Origin of the sequence: Streptomyces ardesiacus (assembly GCF_003112575.1) — a bacterium.
GTDB lineage: Bacteria > Actinomycetota > Actinomycetes > Streptomycetales > Streptomycetaceae > Streptomyces > Streptomyces ardesiacus.
In genome coordinates this window covers 300079-323526 of the sequence record NZ_BEWC01000004.1, presented here as the reverse complement: position 1 = coordinate 323526, position 23448 = coordinate 300079, and the positions used below count along the sequence as shown (strand labels likewise).

Genomic DNA, 23448 nt, shown 5'->3' with positions numbered 1-23448 from the left:
TCAGGGCCGTTGAGTGAGGGTTTGGGGGTAGTCGGTGATGATGCCGTCGACGCCGAGTCGTGTCATGGTGCGGATGGCGCCGGGTTCGTCGACGGTCCAGACGTTGACGGTCATGCCGAGTTGGTGGATGCGGTCGACGAGGGTTTGGTCGGTGATGGTGTGCTGGGGGTTGATCTGGTCGGCCCATTGGCTGAGTTGGAGGAGTTCGGTGTCGGTGGGGCGGTCGGCGTCGAGGATGCCGATGGGGATGTCGGGTTGTGCGGTGTGGAAGGTGTGGGCGTCGTCGGTCTGGAAGGACTGGACGGCGAGTTTGTTGCGGGCGAGGGCGGTGCGGACGTAGTGGGGTTTGTTTTTGAGGGTGTGGGCGAGGTCGGTGGCGAGGGTGGTGCCGTATTGGCTGCAGGGGCTGATTTCGGCGAGGAGTCCGGTGGGGGTGTGCTGGAGGTGTTGGATGACGGTGTCGAGGGTGATGAGGGGTTCGCCGGTGTAGTCGTCGTGGAACCAGGTTCCGGCGTCGAGGCGGCTGAGTTCGTTCCAGGTGAAGTCGGAGACGCGGTAGGTGGGGCGGTTGGGGTAGAGGTCTTCGACGTTGGTGGTGCGTTGCAGGGTGCAGTCGTGGAAGTTGACGAGTGTGCCGTCTTTGGTGCGTTGGACGTCGATTTCGACGTGGTCGGCGTGTTGGCGGACGGCGAGGTCGATGGCGGCGGCGGTGTTCTCGGGTGCCATGCCGGAGGAGCCGCGGTGGGCGATGACGTCGGGGCCGGTCGCGGCGTGCGCGGCCGTCGGCGACACCGCCAGCACCAGCGCCAGACCACTCAGCACGGCCGCGACCGCCCCGGCGGCTCTGCCGCGCACGCGCCTCACCGCGCCGTCCCGGCCGGGGCCGGCGCAACCGGTGCGGGCAGGGCGGCGAGCACCTCGGCGGCCGTCGCCACGGGATCGCCCGAGGGCTCCACGGGATAGCGGTCGTGCCGCTGGTTCCAGGCGTTCTCCCACGCGAACCAGTCGACGGCGGCCGGCGGCCGTCCCGTGACCAGCGCCGTGTCGAGCGAGTCGAGGTACGTCGTCCAGCGCACCGCGTAGAAGTCGCGGACCAGACCGGACCACTCCCGGTTGGCGTAGTCCCGCAGACCGCCCGAGTCACTGCCCGAACGGTGGCCCCAGGTGGTGAGGATCGAGCGCGCGTCGAACTCGGCGGCGTCCCGCTCCGCCGCGGTGCGACCCCAGGACCGGGCGTCCCGGAGCCAGCGGCCGAGCAGGAACCGGGAGTCGGTGGCGAGCAGCCGGTCGAGCAGCATCAGGTCGTCCTTCCACTCGGCGGCCCCCGCACGGAACCGGGACACGTCCCCGGCGTCGTAGGCGGCCTTGATCTCGGGCAGCAGGGAGCGGCTGCGGTTGGACAGGGCCTGGCGCGCGACGTCGACCAGGTCGAAGCGGTAGGCGTCGGTCGTCCGCAGCTCCGGCGCGACCTTCAGCAGCTCCGCCAGCGCCTCGCGCACCGTGTCCGGGTCGTAGCGCATGGCGCCGGGACTCCAACTGGCCGCGGAGGTGGCCGTCAGCCGGGGGCGGGCGGTGAAGAGGCTGTCCTGCGCCTCGCTCCAGGTACCGGACGGCATGCTGTACGGGCCCGTGCGCAGCAGCTCCCAGGCGCGGGCCGCGTGCGGGTCCGGCCCGCCGTACCGGCGTTCCGCGTACGCCGCGAACCAGGCGGAGTGGTCCACCGGCTCGGTCCGCCAGGCCAGTTCCGTGAACAGCTCGTAGGCGACCGGATTGCCGCCCGTGCCCTCCGGGAGGTACGCGATGCCCGCCAGCGCGCTGTCCGGCTCGGCGCGCCACCGGTCGAAACGCTCGGCCCACACAGCGGTGTTGGCGCCGACCGTGGTGTGACCGCCGAAGTTCGGGATGGTGCCGAACGCGTAGGGCGCGCCGTGCCAGGCGGTCTCGCGGTCGAGCCCGTCGTAGCGGTCGGACAGCCCGTCGACGATGAGCAGCCTGCTCTCGTCGACGGCGTCGATGATCTGCGTCGAAGGGTTCTTCTGCCAGCCGAGCAGGGTCCAGACGGCGCCGGGGCGCGCGGTCTGCAGGGCCCGCATGACGCCCTTGGCGGCGTCGCCGACGGGGACGTCGCCCGGCCGCCCGCCCTCGTGCAGGAGGTCCATCTTGTACATGGTGGAGTCGCCGAACAGCTCATGCTGGTGGCGGTAGAACGCGGCGGCGACCCGGGCGAACACCTCCGTGCGCGGGTCCAGCCAGTCGGGCCGCTCGAAACCGACCCACTCGCCCTGCGGGACCACCGTGCCGCCGGGGTTGCGTTCCGTGAAGCCCGGGGGCACGGTGCCGTAGTAGCCGGGAAGGACGGGCGTCATGCCCAGCTCACGCAGGCGGTGGGCGATCCTGCGGCCGAGCGCCGCCCGGTCCGCGATCAGCCGCTCGGAGACCGGACCGGCGAAGCCGGACATGTTCTGCATCAGCCACCACGGCTGGTGCGCCGGGCCCGGGATCCAGGCCCTGAGTTCCTTCTCCGAGTAACCGAACTCCTGGAGTGTCTCGTAGTAGACGGCGTCGGCGCCCATCTGGACGAAGACCTCGTTGACGCCGCGCAGGGCGAGGAGATCGATCTGCTTCTCGTACGAGGCCCAGTCGCGGTAGGCGCCCGAGTAGCCGTCGTCGGTGTCGTTGAGGGCGAAACGGTGCGGCACCGAGGCGTGCCGGCGGACGGTGCCCTCGGGTGCGGGCAGGGTGCGCGGCAGCTTCGCCGTGCTGCGTCCGGGCCAGCCGATGTCCACCTTGGCCGTGTACCTGAGGTACCAGTCGACTCCGCCGAGGAGCACGGCGGGGCTGGTCCCGCTGACGTGGACGTGACCGGCGCGGCCGGAGACACCGAACCAGTCGCCGGAGCCGGAGCGGCGTACCGGAACCAGCGTGAACTGCGAGGCGTGCCGGGGCAGCAGACGGGCGAGTGCCGCCCTGGCGGAGTGCGTCGAGAAGGCCGCCCGGTCCGGCGGGGGCGCCGCGGGGGAGGGGGTGGGGGTGAGCGTGGTGGTGAGAAGGGCGAAGGCGACGGCCGCGCAGACGGCGGCCCAGGGTCTGAGGCCTCTCACGGTCACCTCTGGGGGTTGTCGAGGGGGTGGTGGTGAATATGAGGGCGGGCGACCAGCCCGTCAAGGGAGCCCCGCCGTGCTCGGGTGGGTCTTCGGCCACCACGGTGAGGATGACCTCCAGTGCGCGGTGGCGACCCACGCGGTCCCGGAGGTCCGGCGGTCCGGAGGTCCGGAGGCACTGCGTCCCGCCGCCGGGGACGATGGCCCTCAGTGCTCGACCCGACCGATTCCAGCGGTCCCGACGGCGGCGACGTCTGCGAGGTCGTCCGTCTGCTCGCCGACGTGCAGGTCCACGTGCGCGAGGAAGGACTCCGGGCCCGCGCTCGCGAAGACGGTCACGCGGAGTGGGCTCTTCGTGGGTGGGGCAATGCGGGACCGCCGGCGGGCCCCGAGGCCAGGACCGACGCCCGACCGCCCGCCGTGCGAGTTCCGCCATTCGGGTCCATGCTGGAAGCCGGGCCACGAAGCCCACAGACCGACCCAACGGGAGGTCCTGTGATTCTGCTCGCGTTGCTCCTGCCCGTCGTGATGATGGCCTTCCTCTTCGGCGCGGACGCGCTCGAAGATCTGATATTCCCGCCTCCGGCGGCCCCCGACGAGGATGCTCCGGGCGCCGACGTCGCCCGCACGACCTCCCTCTGAGACGGGAGCGTGGGCGGGCCGGCGCCCGGAGCGGGGGCCGTCAGCCCTCGCTCGTGGTCACCTTCACCTCGTCGACCACCAGCTGCTGCGGGAAGGTGGTCGAGCCGTCGGGGTCGCCCGGCCAGTAGCCGCCGACCGCGAGGTTCAGGATGAGGAAGAACGGCTTGTCGAAGACCCACTCGTTGCCGTTCAGGTCGGCCGGCGTACGGGTCTGGTAGGTGTTGCCGTCGACCGACCAGGTGATGCTGTCCGGCGCCCAGTCCACCGCGAAGGTGTGGAAGGCGTCGGCGAACGCCTCGCCCCCCGGCAGCGTGTAACCCGCGCCGATGCCGCCCGAGCCGGAGTAGCCGGGGCCGTGGAGGGTGCCGTGGACCGTCGACGGCTCGAAGCCGACGTTCTCCATGACGTCGATCTCGCCCGAGGCGGGCCAGCCGACCTCGCCGATGTCCTGGCCCAGCATCCAGAACGCCGGCCAGATGCCCTGCCCGCGCGGGATCTTCATCCGGGCCTCGACGTGGCCGTAGGTCGCGGTGAACCTGCCGGAGGTGTTCAGGCGCGCGGAGGTGTACTCGCACGTGCCGTACCAGCACTGGTAGCCGCCCGGGTTCTCACGCCGTGCCTCGATGACCAGGTGGCCCTCGCCGTCGAGCTTCGCGTTGTCGGTGCCGGGCGTGTAGTACTGCCGCTCGTGGTTGTTGACGTTGTCGCCGGTCTCGAGCTGCCACTTGGCGGCGTCGACGCCGGATCCGGCGGGCCCGTCGAAGGTGTCGGAGAAGGTCACCGCGGCCGCGGGCCCGGGCCGGTGCTCCGCCTGCGCGGGGGTCACCGCGGCGGCCGCGACGAGGGTGGCGGACAAGGTGGCGAGAAGGCAGCTGCGGAGCAGTCGTGGGGATGCCATGTCTCTCCGTTCCGTGGGCCCGCTCCCACGGAAGGGGAGCGGGCACCGAGGTGGGGGGAAGGTGGTGCGGTCCGGGGCGGGTGGGGCCGGCCCGGGGTCAGCCGAAGGACTCGAGCGTGATCGCCGCGTCCTTGGGGTCGCCGTCGTGCACGAGCGACTCGTGGTTGCCGACGTCGTCGAAGGCGAAGGCGTACGCCCGGCCGTCCCGCATCTGCGCGTGGATCAGGCGGGCGTAGTGGTTGGTGACGCCGTCCTGGTAGAAGCCGGAGGCGTCGGCGTCGGGCTGCTCGGCGGCGGTGAGCAGCGTGGAGCGGTTGTAGGCGGCGCACAGGGTCCGCGAAATGGGGCCGCGCACCTGGTCGTTGGGGGCGTCGAGCTTGTTGTAGCAGCCGAAGACCGAGTCCGAGTCCGGCTTGTCGAAGGAGGTCACCACCGCGCCGCCGCCGTCGGTGAACTCCATCTTGTCGCCGTTGACCCTGCCGTAGAACTTGGTGTCCGGCTGTTCCTTGAACGGCGTCACGGTGAGCGTCTCGCCGGCGTACTTGGCCCAGACGCGGTCGATGTAGTCGTCCATCACGCCGGCGGGCAGGTCGCCGGAGCCGATGCCGTGGCCGGGGGCCAGGACCCGCAACGGCGAGCCGTCGCTCCGGGTCTGGACCAGACCCTCCCAGCCGCCGCCCTGTTGCGTGAGACCGTCGGCGACCGCCTTGTAGCCGCCGGGCTTCAGCGACCCCGTCTGCTTGGCGGAGCCGTCGCCCGCCGTCAGGCCGACGGAGTAGGGGGCCGAGAACATGTCCACCTGGGTGGAGTTGATCCACAGCCCGGAGTCGTTGAGCGTGTACTCCGTCCAGTTGAACAGCGTGTCGTGGTTGGGATCGTCGGCGTTCTGCACGGCGGGCTGCACGAGACCGCCCTCGGCGAGCCGGAAGTCCAGCTTCTTGCCGTACGAGAAGTAGACCCGGCCCGAGAACTTCGGAAGCCGAACGGTCTTCGAGCCGCCGTCCGCGGGGCCGGTGAACGAGGCGTCGGGGGCCGGGACCGGCGGCGCTCCACCGGCCGGCCAGGCGTGGAAGGCGCCGCTCTCGTCGGCGTATCCCTGCCGTCCCGAGGCGAGTTCGGTGCCGATCACGTACACGTAGACCTGCTCGGCGCTGCCCGAGTCGTTGGTCAGGGTGAGCGGGATGGTCTCCGGCACCGCCGAAGCCGGTTCGGCCGGCCCGACGACGACGGCGACGGCGCCGATCGACGCCGCGACGGCCAGGGACGCCGTCAGCTTGCGTGGGGAAAGCACACGGTCCTCCTTGGTGTGGGGGACTTGCAGCGTTGTAGTCCTTCCCTGCACATGTCAATAAGATGAACGAAATCAATCGGAAGAACAGCCTCCAGCTTCGAGAGGTGAAGCGGGCGGCGGGAGTTGGCGTGGACCCTCAGAGGGGCGAGGACCAGTGCGGTGGTACACCGGCGAGCCGGCAGACGACGAAGTACAGCGGCAGGGGCGCGGTGTAGGGCGAGTCGCCGTCGGGACCGTGGACCAGAAGCGGACCGCGCGGCGGGTCCGCGGGCCGGGGACGGGCCCAGGACGGGTCGCCGGTGACGTAGTGGGTGCCGAAGGGCCACGTCACCCCGATGTCGGAGCCGGACGGGACGATCCACCACCAGCGCTCCCCCTCGGCGAACACGCAGCCGGCGCGGGGCAGTCGGGCCAGGATGCGCTCGCCGTCGGAGGCGGAGGTGCCCACGGCGTCGTGCCCGAGTCCGGCGCGCACTCCCGCGGGCAGACGGAGCGAGGCGGGGACCGGACCGTGTCGGCCGGGCGGGCCGGCCGCGGCCCCGGAGGGGCGGGAGGGGTCGCGGCCGGCGGTCTCGGACGGACGTGGGTCACGGGTGTGCTGCGGATCCATGGGGGGTGTGTCCTTTGGCCGCGACGGACGGCAGGAGAACGTGGTCGCGCGCGACCGTCCCGGGGGAGGGGAGGGGGGAAGAGTCCGCGACAGGACGGTGCTGGTCGTCGGTTGAGGAAGGGCAGGGGCGGTGGAGTCACTCTGTCACCCGTCAACAACCGTGCGCAACCACCAAGTTGAAAATTGCAGGTACGTGGAGGCATGCTCCTGCGGCGAGGTGGCGCCCGTGTCAGACTCGTGTGTCCGGACCGGGCGCGGGACGGTGAAAGGGAGACGGTGTGACCACGGAGACCGACTGGGGCGGCGCCCCCTCCGTGCTGCGGATGATCCTCGGCAGGCAGCTCGAGGAGTTGCGCACCCGCGCCGGTCTCACGTTCGAACAGGCCGGTGAGGCGATCGGGGTGAGCCACTCCACGATCCGCCGGCTCGAAGCGGCGAAGGTGGCCCGGCTGCGCCTTCCGGACGTGGAGAAACTGCTCCAGACCTACGGCGTCCACGACCGGCAGGAGATCGACACCTTCCTGAAGTCGGCACGCGAGGCGAACAAACGGGGCTGGTGGCACACCTACCGCGACGTCATGCCGGACTGGTTCGCGGCGTACCTGAGCCTGGAGCAGGCCGCCCTGCACATCCGCGCCTACGAGTCCGGGTTCGTGCACGGCCTGCTGCAGACCCCGGCCTACGCGCGGGCCCTGCTGAGCGCCGGCAATCCGCACGCCTCCTCCGTGGCCACCGAGCGGCGGATGGCCCTGCGCATGCGGCGCCAGGAGATCCTCACCCGGCCCCGTCCGCCCCGGCTGTGGGTGGTGATGGACGAGACGGTCCTGCGCTGGCCCGTCGGCGGCGTCGAGGTGATGCGGCAGCAGGTGGATCACCTGATCGAAGTGGGCAGGCTGCCCCATGTGACGCTCCAGATCATGCCGTTCGCGGCCGGACCGCACCCCGCCATGCGCGCCGGCGCGTTCGACCTGTTCCGGTTCCGGGCGCCCGAACTGCCCGACATCGTCTACCTGGGCGGGCTCGTGGGCGCCGTCTACCTGGACAAGGCCGACGACGTGGTCGTCTACCGCGAGGCCCTGGACCGCCTGGGCGCCCAGGCGGTGCCGGCCCGGGGCACCGAGGAACTCCTCGGCGCGCTGCGCAAGGAGCTGTGAGCACCCGGGGAGCCGAGACCGAGAGCCCGCCACCGAGAGTCCACCCGTACCGCACCACCCGACGGAGAGAGGGGCGCACGTTGTCCGACAGCGGATGGCCTGCCGACCGGATCGACACCGACCACGCGCACTCGGCCCGCATCTACGACTACATCCTGGGAGGGAAGGACTACTATCCCGCCGACCGCGAGGCGGGCGACGCGATGGCGCGGGAATGGCCGGCCTTCCCCGTCCACATGCGCGCCAACCGGGACTGGATGAACCGCGCGGTGCGATGGCTGGCCGAGGAGGCGGGTGTCCGCCAGTTCCTCGACATCGGCACCGGCATCCCCACCTCGCCCAACCTGCACGAGATAGCGCAGTCGGTGGCCCCCGAGTCACGGGTGGTCTACGTGGACAACGACCCGATCGTCCTCACCCTCTCCCAGGGCCTGCTGTCCAGCACGCCCGAGGGCCGCACGACGTACATCGAGGCGGACTTCCAGCACCCGGAGGCCGTCCTGGAGTCGGACGAGTTCCGCAAGACCCTGGACCTGAGCCGGCCCGTCGCGCTCACCGTGATCGCGATCGTCCACTTCGTCCTGGACGAGGACGACGCGGTCGGCATCGTCCGCCGCCTGCTGGAGCCGCTGCCCGCGGGCAGTTACCTGGCGATGACCATCGGCACCGCCGACTTCGCCCCCGAGGAGGTGGGCCGGGTCGCAGGCGAGTACGCGGCCCGCGGCATGCCGATGCGGCTGCGGACCATGGAGGAGGCCCACGAGTTCTTCGAGGGCCTGGAGCTGGCCGGACCCGGCATCGTCCAGGTCCACAAGTGGCATCCCGACGGCACCGGCGAGCAGGGCATCCGGGACGAGGACGTCGCGATGTACGGGGCGGTGGCCCGCAAGCCGTAGCGACCCGGCCGACCCGACCGGCCCGCCCGCCGGGCCGGGCTCCCGGGTCAGATGACGCGGAACAGGTCGGCGGCGGCGTGGACGTCGGTGAAGTCCTCGACGGAACGGAGGTTGTCGCACAGTGCCTCGAGGACCGACCCGGCCGCCGCGACCCGCGGGGAGCCGATGCCCACGCCGAAGACCCGGAAGCCCAGCCGGCGTCTGGCCGCGTTCCAGCCGCGCATCCACTCCTCGGTGACGCCGCAGTCGTCGTCGGTGAGCATCACGATGTCCCCGCGCGTGCGGGCGGTGTCGTTGAACTCCTCCTCCAGCAGTTCCGCCGCCGCCGTCAGGGGCCGCTGGTAACTGGTGCCGCCGCCGAGGAACGTCTCCGCGAAGTCGAGGGTGCGGGCGAGAGGGGCGGGGCGGCCGGCCGGGAAGCGGAAGACCCGGAGTCTGTCGGCGGCGGAGAAGAGGATGCCGACGAAGTCGCGCCCCTCGTGGCGGGCCTGGTCCAGCAGCGCCAGCGCGCACGCCTTCGCCCACGCCTCCCGGGTGATGCCGCCCGGCCCCGCCTCGTACATCGAGTGCGAGGTGTCCACACACGCGACGACCGCGCCCCGGCCGGTGGACTGCTCGCCCCGGCTGTCGTAGAGCATCAGCTCGCCGGCGGCGTACCGCGCGGCGAACACCGCCCGCAGTTCGGGCAGTCCGAGACTGGCCAGCTCGGAGGGGACGACCCGGGACAGGTCGTCGCCGAGGGTGACCCCGATCAGCTCTCCGGTGGCGTTCTCCACCTTGCGGGCCCGCTCGCCGTCGGCCATCTGCCGGAAACGGCCGATCAGCCGGGCCCATCCGGCGAGCCGCCCGGTGCGCAGCCGCTCGGCCAGCCGGGCGCGTTCGCCGAAGGGCATCCGCTCCAGCTCGCCGGGACCGACGCCCCAGGCCCGCATCAGCGCGGCCTCCTCGCGGGCGGCCGCCGCCGATTTCGCCACCGCGCCCCTCGCGACGGCACGGACGCCGGGGACCGCCGCGGCCAGGGCCTGACCGGCGCCGTCGGCGGCCCTGCGCGCAGCGGCCTCCGCGGCGTCGACCGCCTGTCGTACGGCGTCGGCCGCCGATTGCGGCACGGTGCCGTCCTCGTCGGCCGCCTCGGCGGCCTGCCGCAGCGCCTCGGCCACGGCGGATGCCGCGTCCCCGGCCTCCCGCCGCGCCATGTCCGCGCGCTCGTCACGGTCCCGGGCGGGCCGGGCGTCGTCCAGCATCCGGCGCAGCGCGGCGCCCTGGGCGAGCACGGCGAGGGCGGCGGCGTACGGGTCGCCGGCCGTCTCCCGGTGCAGTGCGGCGAACTCCGGCGACTCCAGCAGTGCGGCCACGATGCGGTGGTTGACCATCCGGGAAGGCTCCATCCCGGTGGCGTCGCGCAGGCGCGGGGCGGCCTTGTAGGCCGCCAGGAAGGCGTCCGTCAGGAGGTCGCCGGTGTGCGGGTGGAGCGCGTCCAGTTCGGCGGCCAGCTCCCGCAGCGCGGCGGACTGCTCGTAGGTGTCGTGCCAGGTGGCGCGGTCGAAACGGTCCGCGACGACGGCGCCGGTGTGCCCTGTGCGAGCGCCGGCGGCCGACCGGGCCAGCCACGTTCCGGCCCGGTCCGTCAGCGCGTCGAGCCGCGTGCGGGCCCCGCCGCCGGTCGTGTCCGGGTGTGCCTTCGTCCCGTCGCCCACGGTGCCGTCGGTCCCGGCGCTCAGAGCTGGGCCTGCACCGTGCTGGCGTCCACGCCGAGGGCCTCGGTGAGGACCCGGGCGCGGACGGCACGCTGGCGCCCGGCGATCCGGTCGATGGCGGTGGTGGAGCGGCCGGCGCCCACCGCCTCCGCGCGCAGTCTCTCCAGCCGGCGGCCCGCCGTGGCCAACTGGTTGTGGGCCTTCTTGATGACCCACTCGCTCAGCGCCTCGCGCGACTGCCCGGCCATCGCGTCGAGCTGGGTCTCCAGCTCGTCGATGGTGTCGGCCAGATCGAGGGCCTCCTTGGCGTCCGGGTTGACCAGGTGCAGCACCTCGCGTTCTACGGTCGGGCGCTGGGCGGGGGAGTCCCACAGCACGTGGGTCAGCACCGTCAGGTCGCTCTCGGCGACCGCGGGCCGCCCGTCGAGGTACGCGGAGGCCTGGAGCAGGCCCACCGCCTGCCGCCAGCGGCGGTCGGAGGCGATCAGCTCCTTGCGGCGCAGGGCGGCCCGCAGGGTGCACACCGCGTCCACGATCGCGTCGGGCACCTCGACGGCGGGGACGGCCTCGTCCACGGCGTGCCGCAGCGCGGCCAGTTCCACGGTGGTCCGCTTCGGCGCCGCCGGCCGGCGGACGGCGGAGCGGACCAGGGCGGCGAAGTTGGAGGGGTCCTCCAGGTACGTGACCTCGATCCGCACCAGCAGCCGGTCGTAGATCGCCGCCGTGTCCTCGCCCTCGGGCAGTTCGTTGCTCGCGGTGATGGCCCCGATGAGGGGGCAGCGCACCGGTTCGCCGCCGCTCTCGGGGTGGTAGATCCGCTCGTTGAGGTAGCCCAGCGTCTCGTTGAGCGCCGCCGTGGAGCACTTGAAGATCTCGTCGATGAACGCGACGTGCGCGGTGGTGGCACGCCCTTCGTAGATCTGGCGGTACTCCCCGCGCGCCAGCGCGGCGACGTCGACCGGCCCGAACATCCGCGTCGGCGCGGTGAACTTGGACAGCAGGATCTCCCAGTACGACGCGCCCACGATCCGGCCCGTGAGTTCCCGGGCCAGCTCGGACTTGGCCGTCCCCGGCGGCCCCAGCACCAGCGAGTGCTGACCGGCCAGCAGCGTCACCAGCAACGTCCGTACGACGTCGGCACGTTCGTAGAAGCGGTCCGACAGCTCGTCGCCGATCGCCCGGAGCCGCGCGGCCGTGTCCGGTGCGGCGGGCGTCTCCCGCGGGTCCTGTGGGCCCATGGCCGACTCCTCCTGTGACGGTCCGGGTGGGCTGGCAGGTCGGAAGCCTATCCCGCCCGAACGGCCCTTCTCACGGCCCCCGTGCCCCGGTTCGGGACCTCGGCCCGCAGCCGGGTGCCGCCGTCGACCAGACTGTGCACCATGAACCGTGTCTTCCCGCCGCCGGCCCGCGCCGTGTCGGCCGTGACCGCCTCCGTCCTGGCGGCCTGCTGTCTCACCGCGTGCTCCGGGGGCGGCGGCGACGCGCCGGTGGCCCTCCGCGTGAACCAGGTCGGATACGTGAGCGGCGAGCAGAAGGTCGCCTACGTCATGGGCGACGGGAAGCGGCTGGCCGACGCGGAGTACGAGGTGCTGGACGAGCGGGGGAACACGGCGGCCCATGGCGGCCTCGGTCCCTCGCTCGGAAGCTGGAACAGCACGTACGGCGCCGTGCGCACCGTCGACCTCACCCCGCTCGACCGCGCCGGCACCTACCGGCTGCGCCTGGTCGGCGCGGACGGCGACCCCGGGGTGCGCTTCCGGGTGGCACCGGCCCGGCAGTTGCTGGACCCGCTGCGCGCCGACAGCGTGCGGTTCTTCAGCACCCAGCGGGACGGCGAGGACGTGCTGACCGACGCGACCGGGCGGGTGCCCTCGCACCTGACCGACGCGCGGGCCCGGACCTACGCGATGCCGCGCACCGCCTCGGCGGCCGACGGGACGACGCCGGCCCCGAAGCCGTCGCACACCGCCGGGACCGTGGACGTGTCGGGCGGCTGGTTCGACGCCGGCGACTTCCTGAAGTTCACGCACACGGCGTCGTACGTGGTCGCGCAGATGCTGACCACCGTCCGCGACACCCCCTCGGTGCCCGGGCTGCGGGAGGAGGCACGCCACGGTCTGCGGTGGCTGGACAGGATGTGGGACGGGGAGACGGGCACGCTCTACGCGCAGGTCGGGCTCGGATCCGGCGCCGGGGAGGTGCGCGGGGACCACGACGTGTGGCGGTTGCCCGAGGAGGACGACCGGCTCACCGTGGCGCCGGGGGACGCCGACTACCTCATCAAGTACCGGCCCGTCTTCCGGGCCAACGGGCCGGGGGAGCCGGTCAGTCCCAACCTGGCCGGCCGGGTGGGCGCCGCCTTCGCCCTCGCGGCACAGACCGAGGCCGCCGAGCGCCCGGCGCAGGCCCGTGAGTGGCTCGACAAGGCGGCTGCCGTCTACGCACGGGCGGACACCCGACCGGGGGAGGGGGCCCTGGTGACCACGACGCCCGCGGACTACTACCCGGAGCAGACCTGGCGCGACGACATGGAGTGGGCGGCCGTCGAACTCGCCCGCGGCGCCGAGGCCCTGGGGGACGCACGGGGCCCGCGGTGGCGCGAGGAGGCGGCCACCTGGGCCCGTGCGGCCCTGCGGGAGGAGCGCGGCGGCCCGCTGGGCCCCGCCGACGTCAGCGCCCTCGCCCACGCCGACGTGCTCGCCTCGGCGGACCCCGGCGCGGACCTTACGGCCGCGCTGACGGCGGAGCTGGGGCGGCAGGTGGAGACGGGGAGGAAACGCGCGGCCGAGGACCCCTTCCGCTCGGGTGTCGTCCCCGGTGACTTCGACGCGGTGCCGAACACCTTCGGGCTGCTCGCGACCGCCGAACTGTACGCCCGCGTCACCGGCGACCGCCGCTACGACGACTTCGCCGCGCAGCAGCGGGCGTGGGTCTTCGGGGCCAACGCCTGGGGCACCAGCTTCGTCGTGGGAGCGGGCGACCTCTTCCCGCACTGCCTCCAGCACCAGGTCGCCAACCTGGCCATGAGCCGCAGCGGCCGCGGCGACATCCTGCGCGGCGCCGTCGTCAACGGTCCGAACGACGCGGAACTGCTGAAGGAACCGGAGGCCTTCGACGGGGCCCGGCCGTGTTCCTACGCCCCCGAGGACGCGCCGTGGGCCGCGTTCGACGGCCGGGGCGCCGGCTACGTCGACGACGTGCGGGCCTGGCAGACGGTGGAGCCGGCGGACGACTTCACCGCGACGGCCCTGTACGCCCTCTCCCTGACCGCCGCGCGGTCCTGAGGCGGCGGAGGCGGACCGCCGTGGCGCCCGGGCCGGGGCGGGTCACGACGTGGTCGGCCAGGTCCGCAGCAGGGCGTCCAGGGCGTCCAGGATCTCCGTCCAGCTCTGCTGCGAGTCGGGGGCGCTGTGGCTGAAGCCCCCCGCGGCCTCCAGACCGACGAAGCCGCTGAAGACGCTGCCCAGCAGGCGCACGGCGTGGGTCTGGTGCGGTTCCGTCAGGTGGTAGCCGCGCAGGATCGCCCGCGACATCTGGGCGTGCCGCACTCCGGCACTGGACGCCGCCGCCTCCGCGTCGAGGGGGAACTGCGTGGCGGCGAAGCGGCCCGGGTGTTCGAGGGCGTAGTCGCGGTAGACGTTGGCGAAGGCGACCAACGCGTCCTTGCCCGCCCGGCCGGCCACCGCCTCGGAGGCACGGTCGGCCAGCTCCTCCAGGGCGAACAGCGCGATCCCGGTCTTGAGGTCGTGGGCGTTGCGCACGTGCGAGTACAGGCTCGCCGTCCGGACGCCGAAGCGCCGGGCCAGCTCCGTGGGGGTGGTGCGCTCGAAGCCGATCTCGTCGGCCGTCTCGGCCCCGGCCCTGATCAGGGTCTCGGTCGTCAGTCCTGCCCGGGCCACACCCGTCCTCCGCGTCGGTCGTCCGTCGGCCGGAGACGATTATGAGCTTGCCTAAGATGCTTAGGCAAGCGGTGCCGTTAGCATGTTCGAACTCGTGACGAACCGTACGAGCGTCCTCCGTGGTCGATCCCTAGCAAACGGGCCGAACAAGTGAAAACCACACCCTCACGAATATCCTCGCGCAGAGACCCCGGTCCCCTGCTCGCCGCGTGGCGCCGGCCGCGGGCCGTGCTGTGGACCGCCGCGGGTGTGGTGACCCTCGGTTTCCTCGTCGCGCTGGAGTTCGCCGCGCGCCACTACGGCGTGCGGGGCCCGATCACGGAGCAGGCGCGAGAGGTGGTCTTCGCCCCGGACTCCGGGCCGCTGCTGTACGCCGGGCTCGCCCTGACGACGGTGGTGCTGACCTGGCGGCAGCGCCTTGTCGCGGCCGGTGCCGCGATCGGCATCGACGTGGTGTTCTGGCTGGTGCGCTGGGCGGCCGGCGCCGACATGAACTTCGGCAACGGCGCGCTGTGGGTGGTCCTGGGCTGTGCGGTCGTCGCCGTGACGCGCCGCACCGGCGCTGAGCGGGCCCTGCTGCTGAAGGGGGCGGGGCTGGGCCTGCTGCTGGTGGCCGGACACAAGACGGGGGACACCTGGCTGCTGATCACCTCCGAGACCCGCAAGGCGGTGCTCGACCCGTACGTGGCCACCGCCGACCACGCGCTGGGCGACCCCTCCTGGCTGGTGGGCCGGTTCGTCGAGGCCACCGAACCGGTCGGCGGTCACGTCCTCCACCTCGTCTACGGCCAGCTGCCGCTGGCCGCGGCGCTCGTCGGGCTGTACCAACTGCGTCACGTGGCGGTCGAGCGCCGCTTCCCGAGCCACCACCTCGTGCGCACCTTCCTCGTCATCGGCCTGCTCGGGCCCGCCGTCTACATGGTCTTCCCGGTCGTCGGACCGGTCTTCGCCTACGGCGCCGACGGCGGCCAGTGGGCGCTGGCCCACGTGTGGCCCGACACCCTGCCGCCGGGCGGCGCGCCGCACGCGATCCCGTTCGACGACATCACCCCGCGCAACTGCATGCCGAGCCTGCACACGGCGTGGGCCACCACGCTCTTCATCCACTCCCGCAAGGGCTCCCGCCCCATGCGGTACGCGGGCGCCTTCTGGCTGGTCGCCACGCTCACCGCGACGCTGGGCTTCGGCTACCACTACGGCGCCGACCTCGTCGCCGGCGTGGTCTTCGCGCTCACCGTCGAGGCCGCGATGCGCGCGTTCGCCCGGGGCTGGGACCGTGCGGCCGTCCGGCTGGTCGGGTACGGCACCGCGGTGTTCGTCGCGCTGCTGGTGTCGTACCGGTACCTGCCGCAGGAGATGGCCGCGTACCCGTGGGCCGCCGGGCCGCTGCTCGTCCTCGCGACGGCCTCCATGGTCCTCGGGTACGTGCGCACCACCCGGCTGTGGGAGTCGGAGGCCGTACCCGCGCGGCAGCCGGAACCGCCGCGCCCGGCGGAACCGCAGCCCGAGCTGGTCTGAGGACGGGACCGGGGGGCTACTTGAAGTAGTGGCCCTGTTCGAGGTCCTCGACGAGCCCCGGCTGGACGGGCCGCCAGTCCAGCAGTTCCCGTGTCAGGGCGCTGGACGCGGCCCGGTTCGACGCGAACTGCCCCGCCAGCCACGAGAAGTGGGCGTCCGCCTCGGCGGCCGGGACGGACACCACCGGCAGGCCCAGTTGCCGGCCGATCACCTCGGCCAGGACCCGGACGGGTACGCCCTCCTCCGCGACGGCGTGCAGCGTCGAGCCCGCGGGCGCCTTCTCCAGCGCGAGACGGAACAGGTGCGCGGAGTCGAGCCGGTGGGCCGCCGACCAGCGGTTGGTGCCGTCGCCGATGTAGCCGGAGACCCCCTTCTCGCGGGCGATCCCGATGAGGGCCGGGACGAACCCGTTGTCCCCCTCGCCGTGATTGGTCGGGGCCAGCCGGACCACCGAGGAGCGGACACCGCGGGCCGCGAGGGAGAGGGTCAGTTCGGCGGTCGCGGCCCGGGTGTGCTGGGCCTCGCCCCGGGCGGCCGCGGCGAGGTCCGGGTCGTGGCCGTCGCGCTCCGTCGCCACGTGCCCGGGGATCGCGGGGGTCCCGGACGCGATCGTGAACGGCCGGCCGGAGCCCGCGAGCGCCTCACCGATCACCTCGACGGCACGCCGGTCCGCCTCCCCCGCGCCCTTGAAGTCCCCCGAGAACGCGATGTCGTGCTTGAAGGCCAGGTGGACGACGCCGTCCGCGTCGGCGGCGGCGCCGCGCAGGACGTCGAGGTCGTCCAGGGTGCCCCGGACCACGCCGGCCCCGGCCGCGGTGAGCGCCTCGGCCGAGGCGTCCGAACGGGCGAGCCCCACGACCTGATGACCCGCCCCGATCAGCTCGGGAACGACGGCTGATCCGATCCAGCCGGAGGCGCCGGTGACGAAGACACGCATGAGATTCCTCCAGAGATGTCCGTACACGCCGGCTGCCGGTCCCACCGGGCACGCGCCACGGGAACCGTCGATGACAGCCGCTGTCATCGACCGTAACACGCGATGACAGCGGCTGCCATCACTCTGGGATGCCGGGATGCCGGGATGCCGGGATGCCGGGGCTCCGGGACCCCGGGGCGCGCTCCGGCGCGTTGCCGCCGCCGGTCCTCGGCGCGGCGCTCACCCCGTCGGGGCGAGGCTGGTGGTGCGTGTGGTGAGGGCTGTCGAGAACTGGTCCGTGACCCGGGTCAGGGCGTCGGCGGTGGTGGGGGCGACGAGCGTCGTGCCGTCTTCGCCGACGGTGATGTCCTTGTCGAGGGCGAACCAGCCGGGAACGATGTGCAGCGCCCCCATCGAGCTGAGCACGGGGCGCAACGCGTAGTCGATGGCCAGGACATGGGCCGTGCTGCCGCCGGTGGCCAGCGGGAGCACCGTCTTGCCGGCCAGGGCGTACTGCGGGAGCAGGTCGAGCAGCGACTTGAGCAGGCCCGAGTAGGCGGCCTTGTACACCGGGGTCCCGATCACCACCCCGTCCGCCCGCTCGAAAAGGGCGGCGGCGTCGGTGATCGCCGGGTGCCGGAAGTCGGCGCCCAGCAGGGCCTGCGCGGGCAGCGTGCGGACGTCCAACGGCGTGACCTCGTGGCCGTGCAGCCGCAGCCGGTCGTCCAGATGGCGCAGCAGGCGTGCGGTACGTGAGGTGGGGGAGGGGCTTCCGGAAACGGACAGGACGGCGGCCATGCGGTCACCCTTTCGCGGTCGGGGTTCGGAGGGGCGGGCGGTCCCGCGGCTCACCAGGGGCTCGTCTCCACGGCGACCACCGGCACCAGGCCCTCGCGCAGGGTCTCCAGGAACGTGACGATCTCGGCGGCCACCGAACGGTGCTGCACGTCGTTGAGGACGTCGTGACGGGCGCCCCGGACCACCGAGAGGCGCGCCCGGGGCAGGGACTTGGCCGTACGGACCAGGGCGTCCCGGTCCGCGAGCGGGTCCGTGTCGCCGACCAGGAACAGCGCGGGCATGTCGAGTTCGGCCTCGTAGGCCGCCGTGAGCAGCGCGTCCGGGAGTGCCTCGCCCAGCGAGCCCCGCCGTACCGCGGCGTCGTCGCTCAGCGTGCCGCGGTGCGCGGGGCAGGACGTGCGGACGTCGAGTTCCTCGTCCCAGGTGCCCACGGCGGTGGTCGTACGTCCCGGCAGCCCGGCGAGGACGACGGCGTCGGGACGCCGGCCGCCCGGCAGCCGCCCGGTCCGCCCGAGGTGCGCGGCGAGCGCGGCGGCACCCGCGTCCGCGCCGAGCAGCACGACGGGTTCCGTGACGCCCCCGGGACCCGCGGTGCCGTCGACCGCCTCCGCCAGCAGGGCGCCGAAGCGGGTGAGCGTGGCGTCGGTGCCGTCGGGCGCCCCGCTGCCCCCGGCCTCCGGATCCGGCGCGTCCACGACGCGGACGCGGTAGGCGTCGGCCGCGAGGCGGGCCGCGAGCCGCCCGTAGGTCGCCCGGGTCTCGCCGCGGCCGGGCACCACGACGACCGTGCCGCGGGTGCGCAGGCCCTCGGGGGCGTGGTGGTCGGTGTGGTCGGTCATGTCAGACTCCTGCGGGTGCGGGTGCGGGTGCGGGTGCGGGTGCGGGTGCGGGTGCGGGTTGGTCGCGGGGCACCGGGCTCCAGCCGAGGGCGGGTGCCACCTCGGTCGCGATGAGCTCCAGCGCCCGGACCGTGGCGTCGTGGTCGGGCACTGCGGGGTTGAACTGGGTGATCAGATCGGTCGTGAGGGGCAGGACCTTCTCCCGTCGGAAGGCCGCGACGATCTCCTCCGGGGATCCGTGGAAGGCGTGGAAGCGGCGCAGCGCCTCCTCCGCGCCGAGCCCCTCGGGAAACGCGCCGTGCTCCGCCATGCGCAGCGCCGCACGGTGCACGTCGTCCCCGATGTGCCGCAGCGCGGTGCGGCGGTCCTTCGCCGGGAAGACCAGGCGGGACAGACCGATGCGCGGCCCGCGGGGGCGGCTCCAGGCGGCCAGGAAGGCGTCCGCCCAGGGACGCTGCACCTCGTCGGTGGGTGCGTCGTGGCCGTAGGCGGCCCGGTTGAGCAGCAGGTTGGATCCGCCGCCCGCCGCGTGGACCGCTCCGCCCCGGCTGAACACGCCCTGCCAGATCCGGTCGGTGAAATCGCCGGGCGCGGGCTGGACGCGGAAGCCGGGAGCGCCGACCTCCTCGTTGCCGAGGGCCCGCCGCAGGACGTCCAGGTGCTCGCTGGTCAGTTCGCGCTTGCGGGCCGCGTCCCGCCCGAAGGCGGCGTACTCCAGGTCGCCGGAGCCGCTGCCCACGCCGAGTTCCACCCGCCCGCCGCTGAGCGCGTCGACGGTCGCGACGTCCTCGGCGAGGCGGACCGGGTCCTCCAAAGGGAGCACCGTGACCGCCGTGCCGAGCCGGATCCGGGTGGTGCGCGCGGCGGCGTGCGCGAGGAAGGTCCACGGGGAGGACAGTCCGCCGCCGCCGAGCGGAACGTGGTGCTGGGCCACCCAGCCGACGTCGAAGCCGAGTTCGTCGGCGACCACGAACAGGTCCTGGGCGTCGCGGTAGGTGCGGGCGAGGTCGGTGCCGCGCCCCTGGACGTGGGTGAGGAAGCCGAGCCTGAAACGGGGTCGCTCGCCGGTCATGCCAGGCCCCCTCAGCCGTTCGCGGGACGGCGCCGGAGGGTGTGCCGGTTGGCCGGGACCGGCAGGCCCAGATTGCCGCGCAGCGTGTCGGCCTCGTACTCGGTGCGGAACAGGTCCCGCTTCTGCAGGATCGGCACCACGCCGTCGACGAAGAGGTCCAGTTCCTCCTGGGTGCGGAAGGCGAGGTTGATCCCGTCGAAGGTGCCGGCCTCGAACCACCGCTCGATGGTGTCGGCCACGGTCTCCGGAGCTCCGACGAAGGGGGAGCGGCGGAACTCGGCGACCGACTGGGCCACCTGACGTAGCGTCAGGTTCTCCTTGCGTGCCCGCTCGATGATCTGCGCGGCGCCCGTCCGGCCGCCCTTCTCGGCGAGGTGGGCGACGTCCGGGAACGGCGCGTCCAGGTCGTGCACGCTGAAGTCGTAGGCGCCGAAGGAACGGCCGAGCAGCGCCAGGTGGCGGTCGAAGTCGTTGTCCTCCTCGAAGATCTCCCGTTCCCTGCGCCGGGCCGCCTCGTCGGTGGCGGCGACGACCGGACCGCCGTGGATGAAGATCTTGATGTGGTCGGGGTCCCGGCCGTACGCGGCGGTCCGCTTCTTGATGTCGGCGTAGTAGTCCTGTGCCTGCTCCAGCGAGCCGCCCGGCGCGTAGATGCCCTCGGCCACCCGCGCGGCCAGGTCGCGTCCCTCCTCCGACACACCGGCCTGGAAGATGACCGGCTGGCCCTGAGCGGAGCGCGAGACGTTCAGCGGTCCGGCGACCTTGAAGTGCTCCCCCTCGTGGTTCAGTTCGTGCAGCCGGGACGGGTCGAGGAAGACGTTGCGCGCCACGTCCGCCGGGAAGGCGTCGTCCTCGTAGGAGTCCCACAGCCCGCGGGCGACCTCCACGAACTCCAGGGCCCGGCCGTAGCGGGTGGCGTAGTCGAGGTGTTCGTCCAGCCCGTAGTTGCGCGAGGTGCCGGTGTCGAAGCTGGTGACGACGTTCCAGCCGGCCCGGCCGCCGCTGATGAGATCGAGCGAGGCGAAGCGGCGGGCGAGGTTGAAGGGCGAGTTGTACGTCGAACTGGCCGTGCCCACCAGGCCGATGTGCCGGGTGTGGGTGGCGACGGCCGACAGCAGGGTGAGCGGCTCCAGCCGGTTGAGGTAGTGCGCCGGGTAGGTGGCGTTGATGAACTGGCTGTCGACGATGAACAGGGCGTCGAACAGGGCGTGCTCGGCCGCCTGGGCCTGCCCGATGTAGTAGTTGATGTCGATGCTGGCGTTCTTGGCCACGCGGGGGTCCTTCCACAGCCCGTGCTGGCCGGGACCGCCGACGCCGTAGGGGTGCAGGGCGAGATGGATCCTTCGGGACATGGTTCGTTCCTGTCTGTCGTGAAGAGGCTTCAGTGACTGCCGACTGCCGACTGCCGACTGCCGACTGCCGACTGCCGACTGCCGACTGCCGACGGCTGATTGCTGACTGCTGGCTGTGAACCGAGGTGGGCCGGTCAGGCGGGGAGCAGCGCGCGCAGGGCCGCGCGCTCGGCGCGGTCGGCCGGGGCGCCGCGCAGCGTCGGCGCCGAACCGACCAGCAGCCGCGTGTACGGGTGCTCCGGCCGTCCCACGACGTCGCGTGCGGCACCCACCTCGACCAGTTCGCCGCGGTACAGCACGGCGATGCGATCGGCGATCCCCGCCACGGATCCGAGGTCGTGGGAGATGAAGACGAGGGCCACCCCGCTCGCGCGCAGCTCCTTGAGGATCTCCAGGACCTGGACCCGGTTGGCGGAGTCGAGGGCGCTGACCGGCTCGTCGAGGATGACCAGCCGGGGGTCGGTGACCAGGGCGCGGGCCACCGCGATCCGTTGCCGCTGACCGCCGGACAGCTCGCCCGGCAGCCGGCCGAGCAGGTCCTCGGTCAGCCGCACGCGCGGCAGGAAGGACCGCACCCGTGCCGCCGCCTCCGCCCGGGACGTGCCCCGCACGAGCAGCGGTTCGGTCAGCGAGGCCTCGACGGTGAGGTCCGGGTCGAGGCTGCGCAGCGGGTCCTGGAAGACGTACTGGACCACCCCGCCGCGGCGCAGCTCTCGCCACTGGCGGGCGCCGTACGCGGTGACGTCCTCGCCGTCGAGGACCACGGACCCGGCGGTGGGCCGGACCAAGCCGAGCACGGTGCGGGCGAGCGTCGACTTGCCCGAGCCCGTCTCGCCGATGAGGCCGACCGTCTCGCCCGGCGCGACGCTCAGCGAGACGCCGTGCAGGACCCGGCGGCGCCGGCGCCGCCCGCCGTAGTGGACGTCGAGCCCGGTGACGTCCAGGACCGGGCGGGTACCGGTGCTCATGCCTCCCCCTTCGATGCCGCGGGCCCGAGGAACTTCTCCAGCCCGTACTGCTCGTGCTCGCTGATCAGCAGCCGCGTGTACGCGTGCCGCGGGTCGTCCAGGACCCTGCGGGTCGGTCCCTGCTCGACCACCTCGCCCCGCCGCATGACCAGGACCTCGTCGCACAGCCGGGCCACCACCGCCAGGTCGTGGGAGACGACGACGAGCGCGAGCCCGGCGCGGTCGCGCAGGTCGGCCAGGAGGTCGAGGATCTCCGCCTGCACGGTGACGTCCAGCGCGGTGGTGGCCTCGTCGGCGACGAGGATCCGCGGGTCCGCGGCGACGGCGGCCGCGATGAGCACGCGCTGGAGCATGCCCCCGGACAACTCGTGGGGGTACTGGTCGTGGACCAGTTCCGGGTCCCGCAGGTGCACCGCCCGCAGCAGGGCGAGGACCCGCTCCCGCGCCGCGCGGCGCCCGAGGCCCTTCTTGACCCGGACGACCTCCGCGATCTGCCTGCCGATGCGCAGCGACGGATTGAGGTAGGACGCCGGATCCTGGAACACCGCGCCGATGGTGGCCCCGCGCAGCGCGGTCCACCGCGCCGGCGTGAGGGCCGAGATGTCGGTGCCCTCGATCTCGACCGAACCGCCGGTGATCGCGAAGTGGTCGGGCAGGATGCCCAGCGCCGCCCGGCAGGTGAGGGTCTTGCCGCTGCCGGACTCGCCGACGATGCCGACCACCTTGCCGGGGGTGAGGTCGAAGCTGACGCCGTGCACGATCTCGCGCCCGTCGCCGCCGTCGGCGATGCGCACGTCACGCAGGGAGAGCAGGGGCACGGCGGGGCCGGGCGGACCGGCGGGACCCCGGGTGCCGCTCTCCTCGGCCCGGGTGAGGAGCTTCTCGGACACGGTCGTCATCGCGCACCTCCGGCGGGGGCGGGTTCGGTGGGTCCGGTCCGGTCCGTCCGGCCGGTGCGGGCGCCGCGGCCCCTGAGCAGGGCGCGCCCCGCCTCGCCCGACACGTCGCGGATCGCGTCCGCGAGCAGGTTGCCGGCCCAGACGGTGATCATGATCAGCAGCGCCGGGGTCAGCGGCGCCCACGGCCGGTGGCTGAGGTAGCCGAGGTCGGAGGCGAGCAGCCCGCCCCAGGTCGGCTCCGGCGGCTGCACACCGATGCCCAGGAAGGTCAGGCTCGACACGATGACGAAGCCGGTGCCGATGGTCTGGGCGAAGGCCACCGCGATCGGCGGCAGCACCTTGGCCCAGACGTGGCGCCGTACGACCCAGCCGATCGAGGCGCCGGAGATCAGCGCCGCCTCGACGTACTGCGAGCGGGCCACGGCCAGGGTGGCGGCGCGGGACACCCGGTAGAACAGGGGTGACACCAGTACGCCGGTCACCAGCATCGCCTGTGTCAGCCCGTTGCCGAGCAGCGCGATCACGGCGACGGCGAACAGCAGGAACGGCAGGGCCACCAGCGTGTCGGCCAGCCGCAGGGTGATCCATTCGAAGACCCGGCCCAGGTACACCGACAGGATCCCGGGGACGGCGCCCACGACCAGTGCCGTGAGCGCGACCTGGAGGGCGCCGAGCACGCTGACCCGCGAGCCGTCGAGGAGCCTGCTCAGCACGTCCCGGCCGAGGTAGTCGGTGCCCAGCCAGTGGCCGCCGGACGCGGCGGCGAGCGTGTTGTCGCTGGTGGCCAGCGGATCCTGCGGCGCGAGCAGCGGCCCGAGGACCGCGAGCAGCGCGACCGCCGTCAGGATGGCGACGGCGATGCGTCCGGAGGTGAGCGAGAGGACGCGACGCACCATGT

21 protein-coding genes and 1 pseudogene are annotated in these 23448 nt (G+C 73.1%); 5 read left to right on the top strand and 17 right to left on the bottom strand.

The window, feature by feature from the left end; translation table 11 throughout:
• The 3 genes from Sdi02f_RS16465 to Sdi02f_RS36750 all read right to left on the bottom strand — a co-directional run bounded on the left by Sdi02f_RS16465 (position 1) and on the right by Sdi02f_RS36750 (position 3440).
• The gene (locus tag Sdi02f_RS16465) at positions 1-855 is read right to left on the bottom strand and encodes a glycerophosphodiester phosphodiesterase (RefSeq protein ID WP_245962204.1); all 855 of its coding nucleotides are present in this window, start codon (positions 853-855) and stop codon (positions 1-3) included.
• Positions 856-860: 5 nt separating this feature from the next.
• Positions 861-3101, bottom strand: coding sequence for an alpha-N-acetylglucosaminidase (locus Sdi02f_RS16460; RefSeq protein ID WP_245962203.1), 2241 nt, complete (start codon positions 3099-3101; stop codon positions 861-863).
• Positions 3102-3308: 207 nt separating this feature from the next.
• Complete coding sequence (locus Sdi02f_RS36750; protein WP_267714511.1) at positions 3309-3440, bottom strand: hypothetical protein; 132 nt, start codon at positions 3438-3440, stop codon at positions 3309-3311.
• Positions 3441-3596: 156 nt separating this feature from the next.
• Here Sdi02f_RS36750 and Sdi02f_RS16455 point away from each other — a divergent pair, with 156 nt between their 5' ends.
• Positions 3597-3743, top strand: coding sequence for a hypothetical protein (locus Sdi02f_RS16455; RefSeq protein WP_037798681.1), 147 nt, complete (start codon positions 3597-3599; stop codon positions 3741-3743).
• 46 nt (positions 3744-3789) lie between these two features.
• Here the strand turns inward: Sdi02f_RS16455 and Sdi02f_RS16450 are convergent.
• The 3 genes and pseudogenes from Sdi02f_RS16450 to Sdi02f_RS16440 all read right to left on the bottom strand — a co-directional run.
• Positions 3790-4641 (bottom strand): annotated as a pseudogene (locus Sdi02f_RS16450) (glycoside hydrolase family 16 protein); the annotation flags it as partial.
• A 97-nt stretch (positions 4642-4738) separates the two neighbouring features.
• The gene (locus Sdi02f_RS16445) at positions 4739-5932 is read right to left on the bottom strand and encodes a glycoside hydrolase family 64 protein (protein ID WP_030400403.1); all 1194 of its coding nucleotides are present in this window, start codon (positions 5930-5932) and stop codon (positions 4739-4741) included.
• Positions 5933-6068: 136 nt separating this feature from the next.
• Positions 6069-6542 carry a hypothetical protein gene (locus Sdi02f_RS16440; RefSeq protein ID WP_108933553.1) on the bottom strand — a complete coding sequence of 158 codons (474 nt, stop codon included), beginning with the start codon at positions 6540-6542 and terminating at the stop codon, positions 6069-6071.
• Between the two features lie 278 nt (positions 6543-6820).
• Here Sdi02f_RS16440 and Sdi02f_RS16435 point away from each other — a divergent pair, with 278 nt between their 5' ends.
• Both Sdi02f_RS16435 and Sdi02f_RS16430 read left to right on the top strand, forming a co-directional pair.
• Positions 6821-7696, top strand: coding sequence for a Sco1979 family transcriptional regulator (locus Sdi02f_RS16435; RefSeq protein ID WP_108933552.1), 876 nt, complete (start codon positions 6821-6823; stop codon positions 7694-7696).
• Between the two features lie 80 nt (positions 7697-7776).
• Positions 7777-8592, top strand: a complete 816-nt coding sequence (locus tag Sdi02f_RS16430) for an SAM-dependent methyltransferase (protein ID WP_031082235.1) — start codon at positions 7777-7779, stop codon at positions 8590-8592.
• A gap of 47 nt (positions 8593-8639) precedes the next feature.
• On the opposite strand, the gene Sdi02f_RS16425 is transcribed toward Sdi02f_RS16430, so the two are convergent.
• A complete protein-coding gene (locus Sdi02f_RS16425; RefSeq protein ID WP_037824574.1) occupies positions 8640-10289 on the bottom strand; it encodes a vWA domain-containing protein in 1650 nt (549 codons plus the stop codon).
• 20 nt (positions 10290-10309) lie between these two features.
• Positions 10310-11527: an AAA family ATPase gene (locus Sdi02f_RS16420; RefSeq protein WP_108933551.1), complete on the bottom strand. Its 1218-nt coding sequence runs from the start codon at positions 11525-11527 to the stop codon at positions 10310-10312.
• A 141-nt stretch (positions 11528-11668) separates the two neighbouring features.
• Here Sdi02f_RS16420 and Sdi02f_RS16415 point away from each other — a divergent pair, with 141 nt between their 5' ends.
• Entirely contained in the window at positions 11669-13573 is a 1905-nt protein-coding gene (locus Sdi02f_RS16415) for a glycoside hydrolase family 9 protein (RefSeq protein WP_108933550.1), read from the top strand.
• Positions 13574-13615: 42 nt separating this feature from the next.
• Here the strand turns inward: Sdi02f_RS16415 and Sdi02f_RS16410 are convergent, their stop codons facing one another.
• Positions 13616-14188, bottom strand: a complete 573-nt coding sequence (locus tag Sdi02f_RS16410) for a TetR/AcrR family transcriptional regulator (protein WP_030400410.1) — start codon at positions 14186-14188, stop codon at positions 13616-13618.
• 150 nt (positions 14189-14338) lie between these two features.
• Here Sdi02f_RS16410 and Sdi02f_RS16405 point away from each other — a divergent pair, with 150 nt between their 5' ends.
• Complete coding sequence (locus tag Sdi02f_RS16405) at positions 14339-15706, top strand: phosphatase PAP2 family protein (RefSeq protein WP_037798685.1); 1368 nt, start codon at positions 14339-14341, stop codon at positions 15704-15706.
• Between the two features lie 16 nt (positions 15707-15722).
• Here Sdi02f_RS16405 and Sdi02f_RS16400 read toward each other — a convergent pair whose 3' ends face one another.
• The 8 genes from Sdi02f_RS16400 to Sdi02f_RS16360 all read right to left on the bottom strand — a co-directional run bounded on the left by Sdi02f_RS16400 (position 15723) and on the right by Sdi02f_RS16360 (position 23446).
• A complete protein-coding gene (locus Sdi02f_RS16400; protein WP_030400412.1) occupies positions 15723-16643 on the bottom strand; it encodes an SDR family oxidoreductase in 921 nt (306 codons plus the stop codon).
• A gap of 219 nt (positions 16644-16862) precedes the next feature.
• Positions 16863-17420, bottom strand: a complete 558-nt coding sequence (gene ssuE, locus Sdi02f_RS16395) for an NADPH-dependent FMN reductase (protein ID WP_030400413.1) — start codon at positions 17418-17420, stop codon at positions 16863-16865.
• A 50-nt stretch (positions 17421-17470) separates the two neighbouring features.
• Entirely contained in the window at positions 17471-18259 is a 789-nt protein-coding gene (locus Sdi02f_RS16390) for a serine aminopeptidase domain-containing protein (RefSeq protein ID WP_030400414.1), read from the bottom strand.
• Between the two features lies 1 nt (position 18260).
• Positions 18261-19331: an LLM class flavin-dependent oxidoreductase gene (locus Sdi02f_RS16385; protein WP_108933549.1), complete on the bottom strand. Its 1071-nt coding sequence runs from the start codon at positions 19329-19331 to the stop codon at positions 18261-18263.
• An 11-nt stretch (positions 19332-19342) separates the two neighbouring features.
• Complete coding sequence (locus tag Sdi02f_RS16380) at positions 19343-20683, bottom strand: NtaA/DmoA family FMN-dependent monooxygenase (protein ID WP_108933548.1); 1341 nt, start codon at positions 20681-20683, stop codon at positions 19343-19345.
• Positions 20684-20817: 134 nt separating this feature from the next.
• Positions 20818-21651 (bottom strand): ABC transporter ATP-binding protein, encoded by an 834-nt coding sequence (locus tag Sdi02f_RS16370; RefSeq protein WP_030400417.1) that lies wholly within the window; start codon positions 21649-21651, stop codon positions 20818-20820.
• Complete coding sequence (locus tag Sdi02f_RS16365) at positions 21648-22550, bottom strand: ABC transporter ATP-binding protein (RefSeq protein WP_030400418.1); 903 nt, start codon at positions 22548-22550, stop codon at positions 21648-21650. The genes Sdi02f_RS16370 and Sdi02f_RS16365 overlap by 4 nt, the downstream gene beginning before the upstream one ends.
• Positions 22547-23446 carry an ABC transporter permease gene (locus Sdi02f_RS16360; protein WP_031082250.1) on the bottom strand — a complete coding sequence of 300 codons (900 nt, stop codon included), beginning with the start codon at positions 23444-23446 and terminating at the stop codon, positions 22547-22549. The genes Sdi02f_RS16365 and Sdi02f_RS16360 overlap by 4 nt, the downstream gene beginning before the upstream one ends.
• Positions 23447-23448 lie beyond the last annotated feature (2 nt).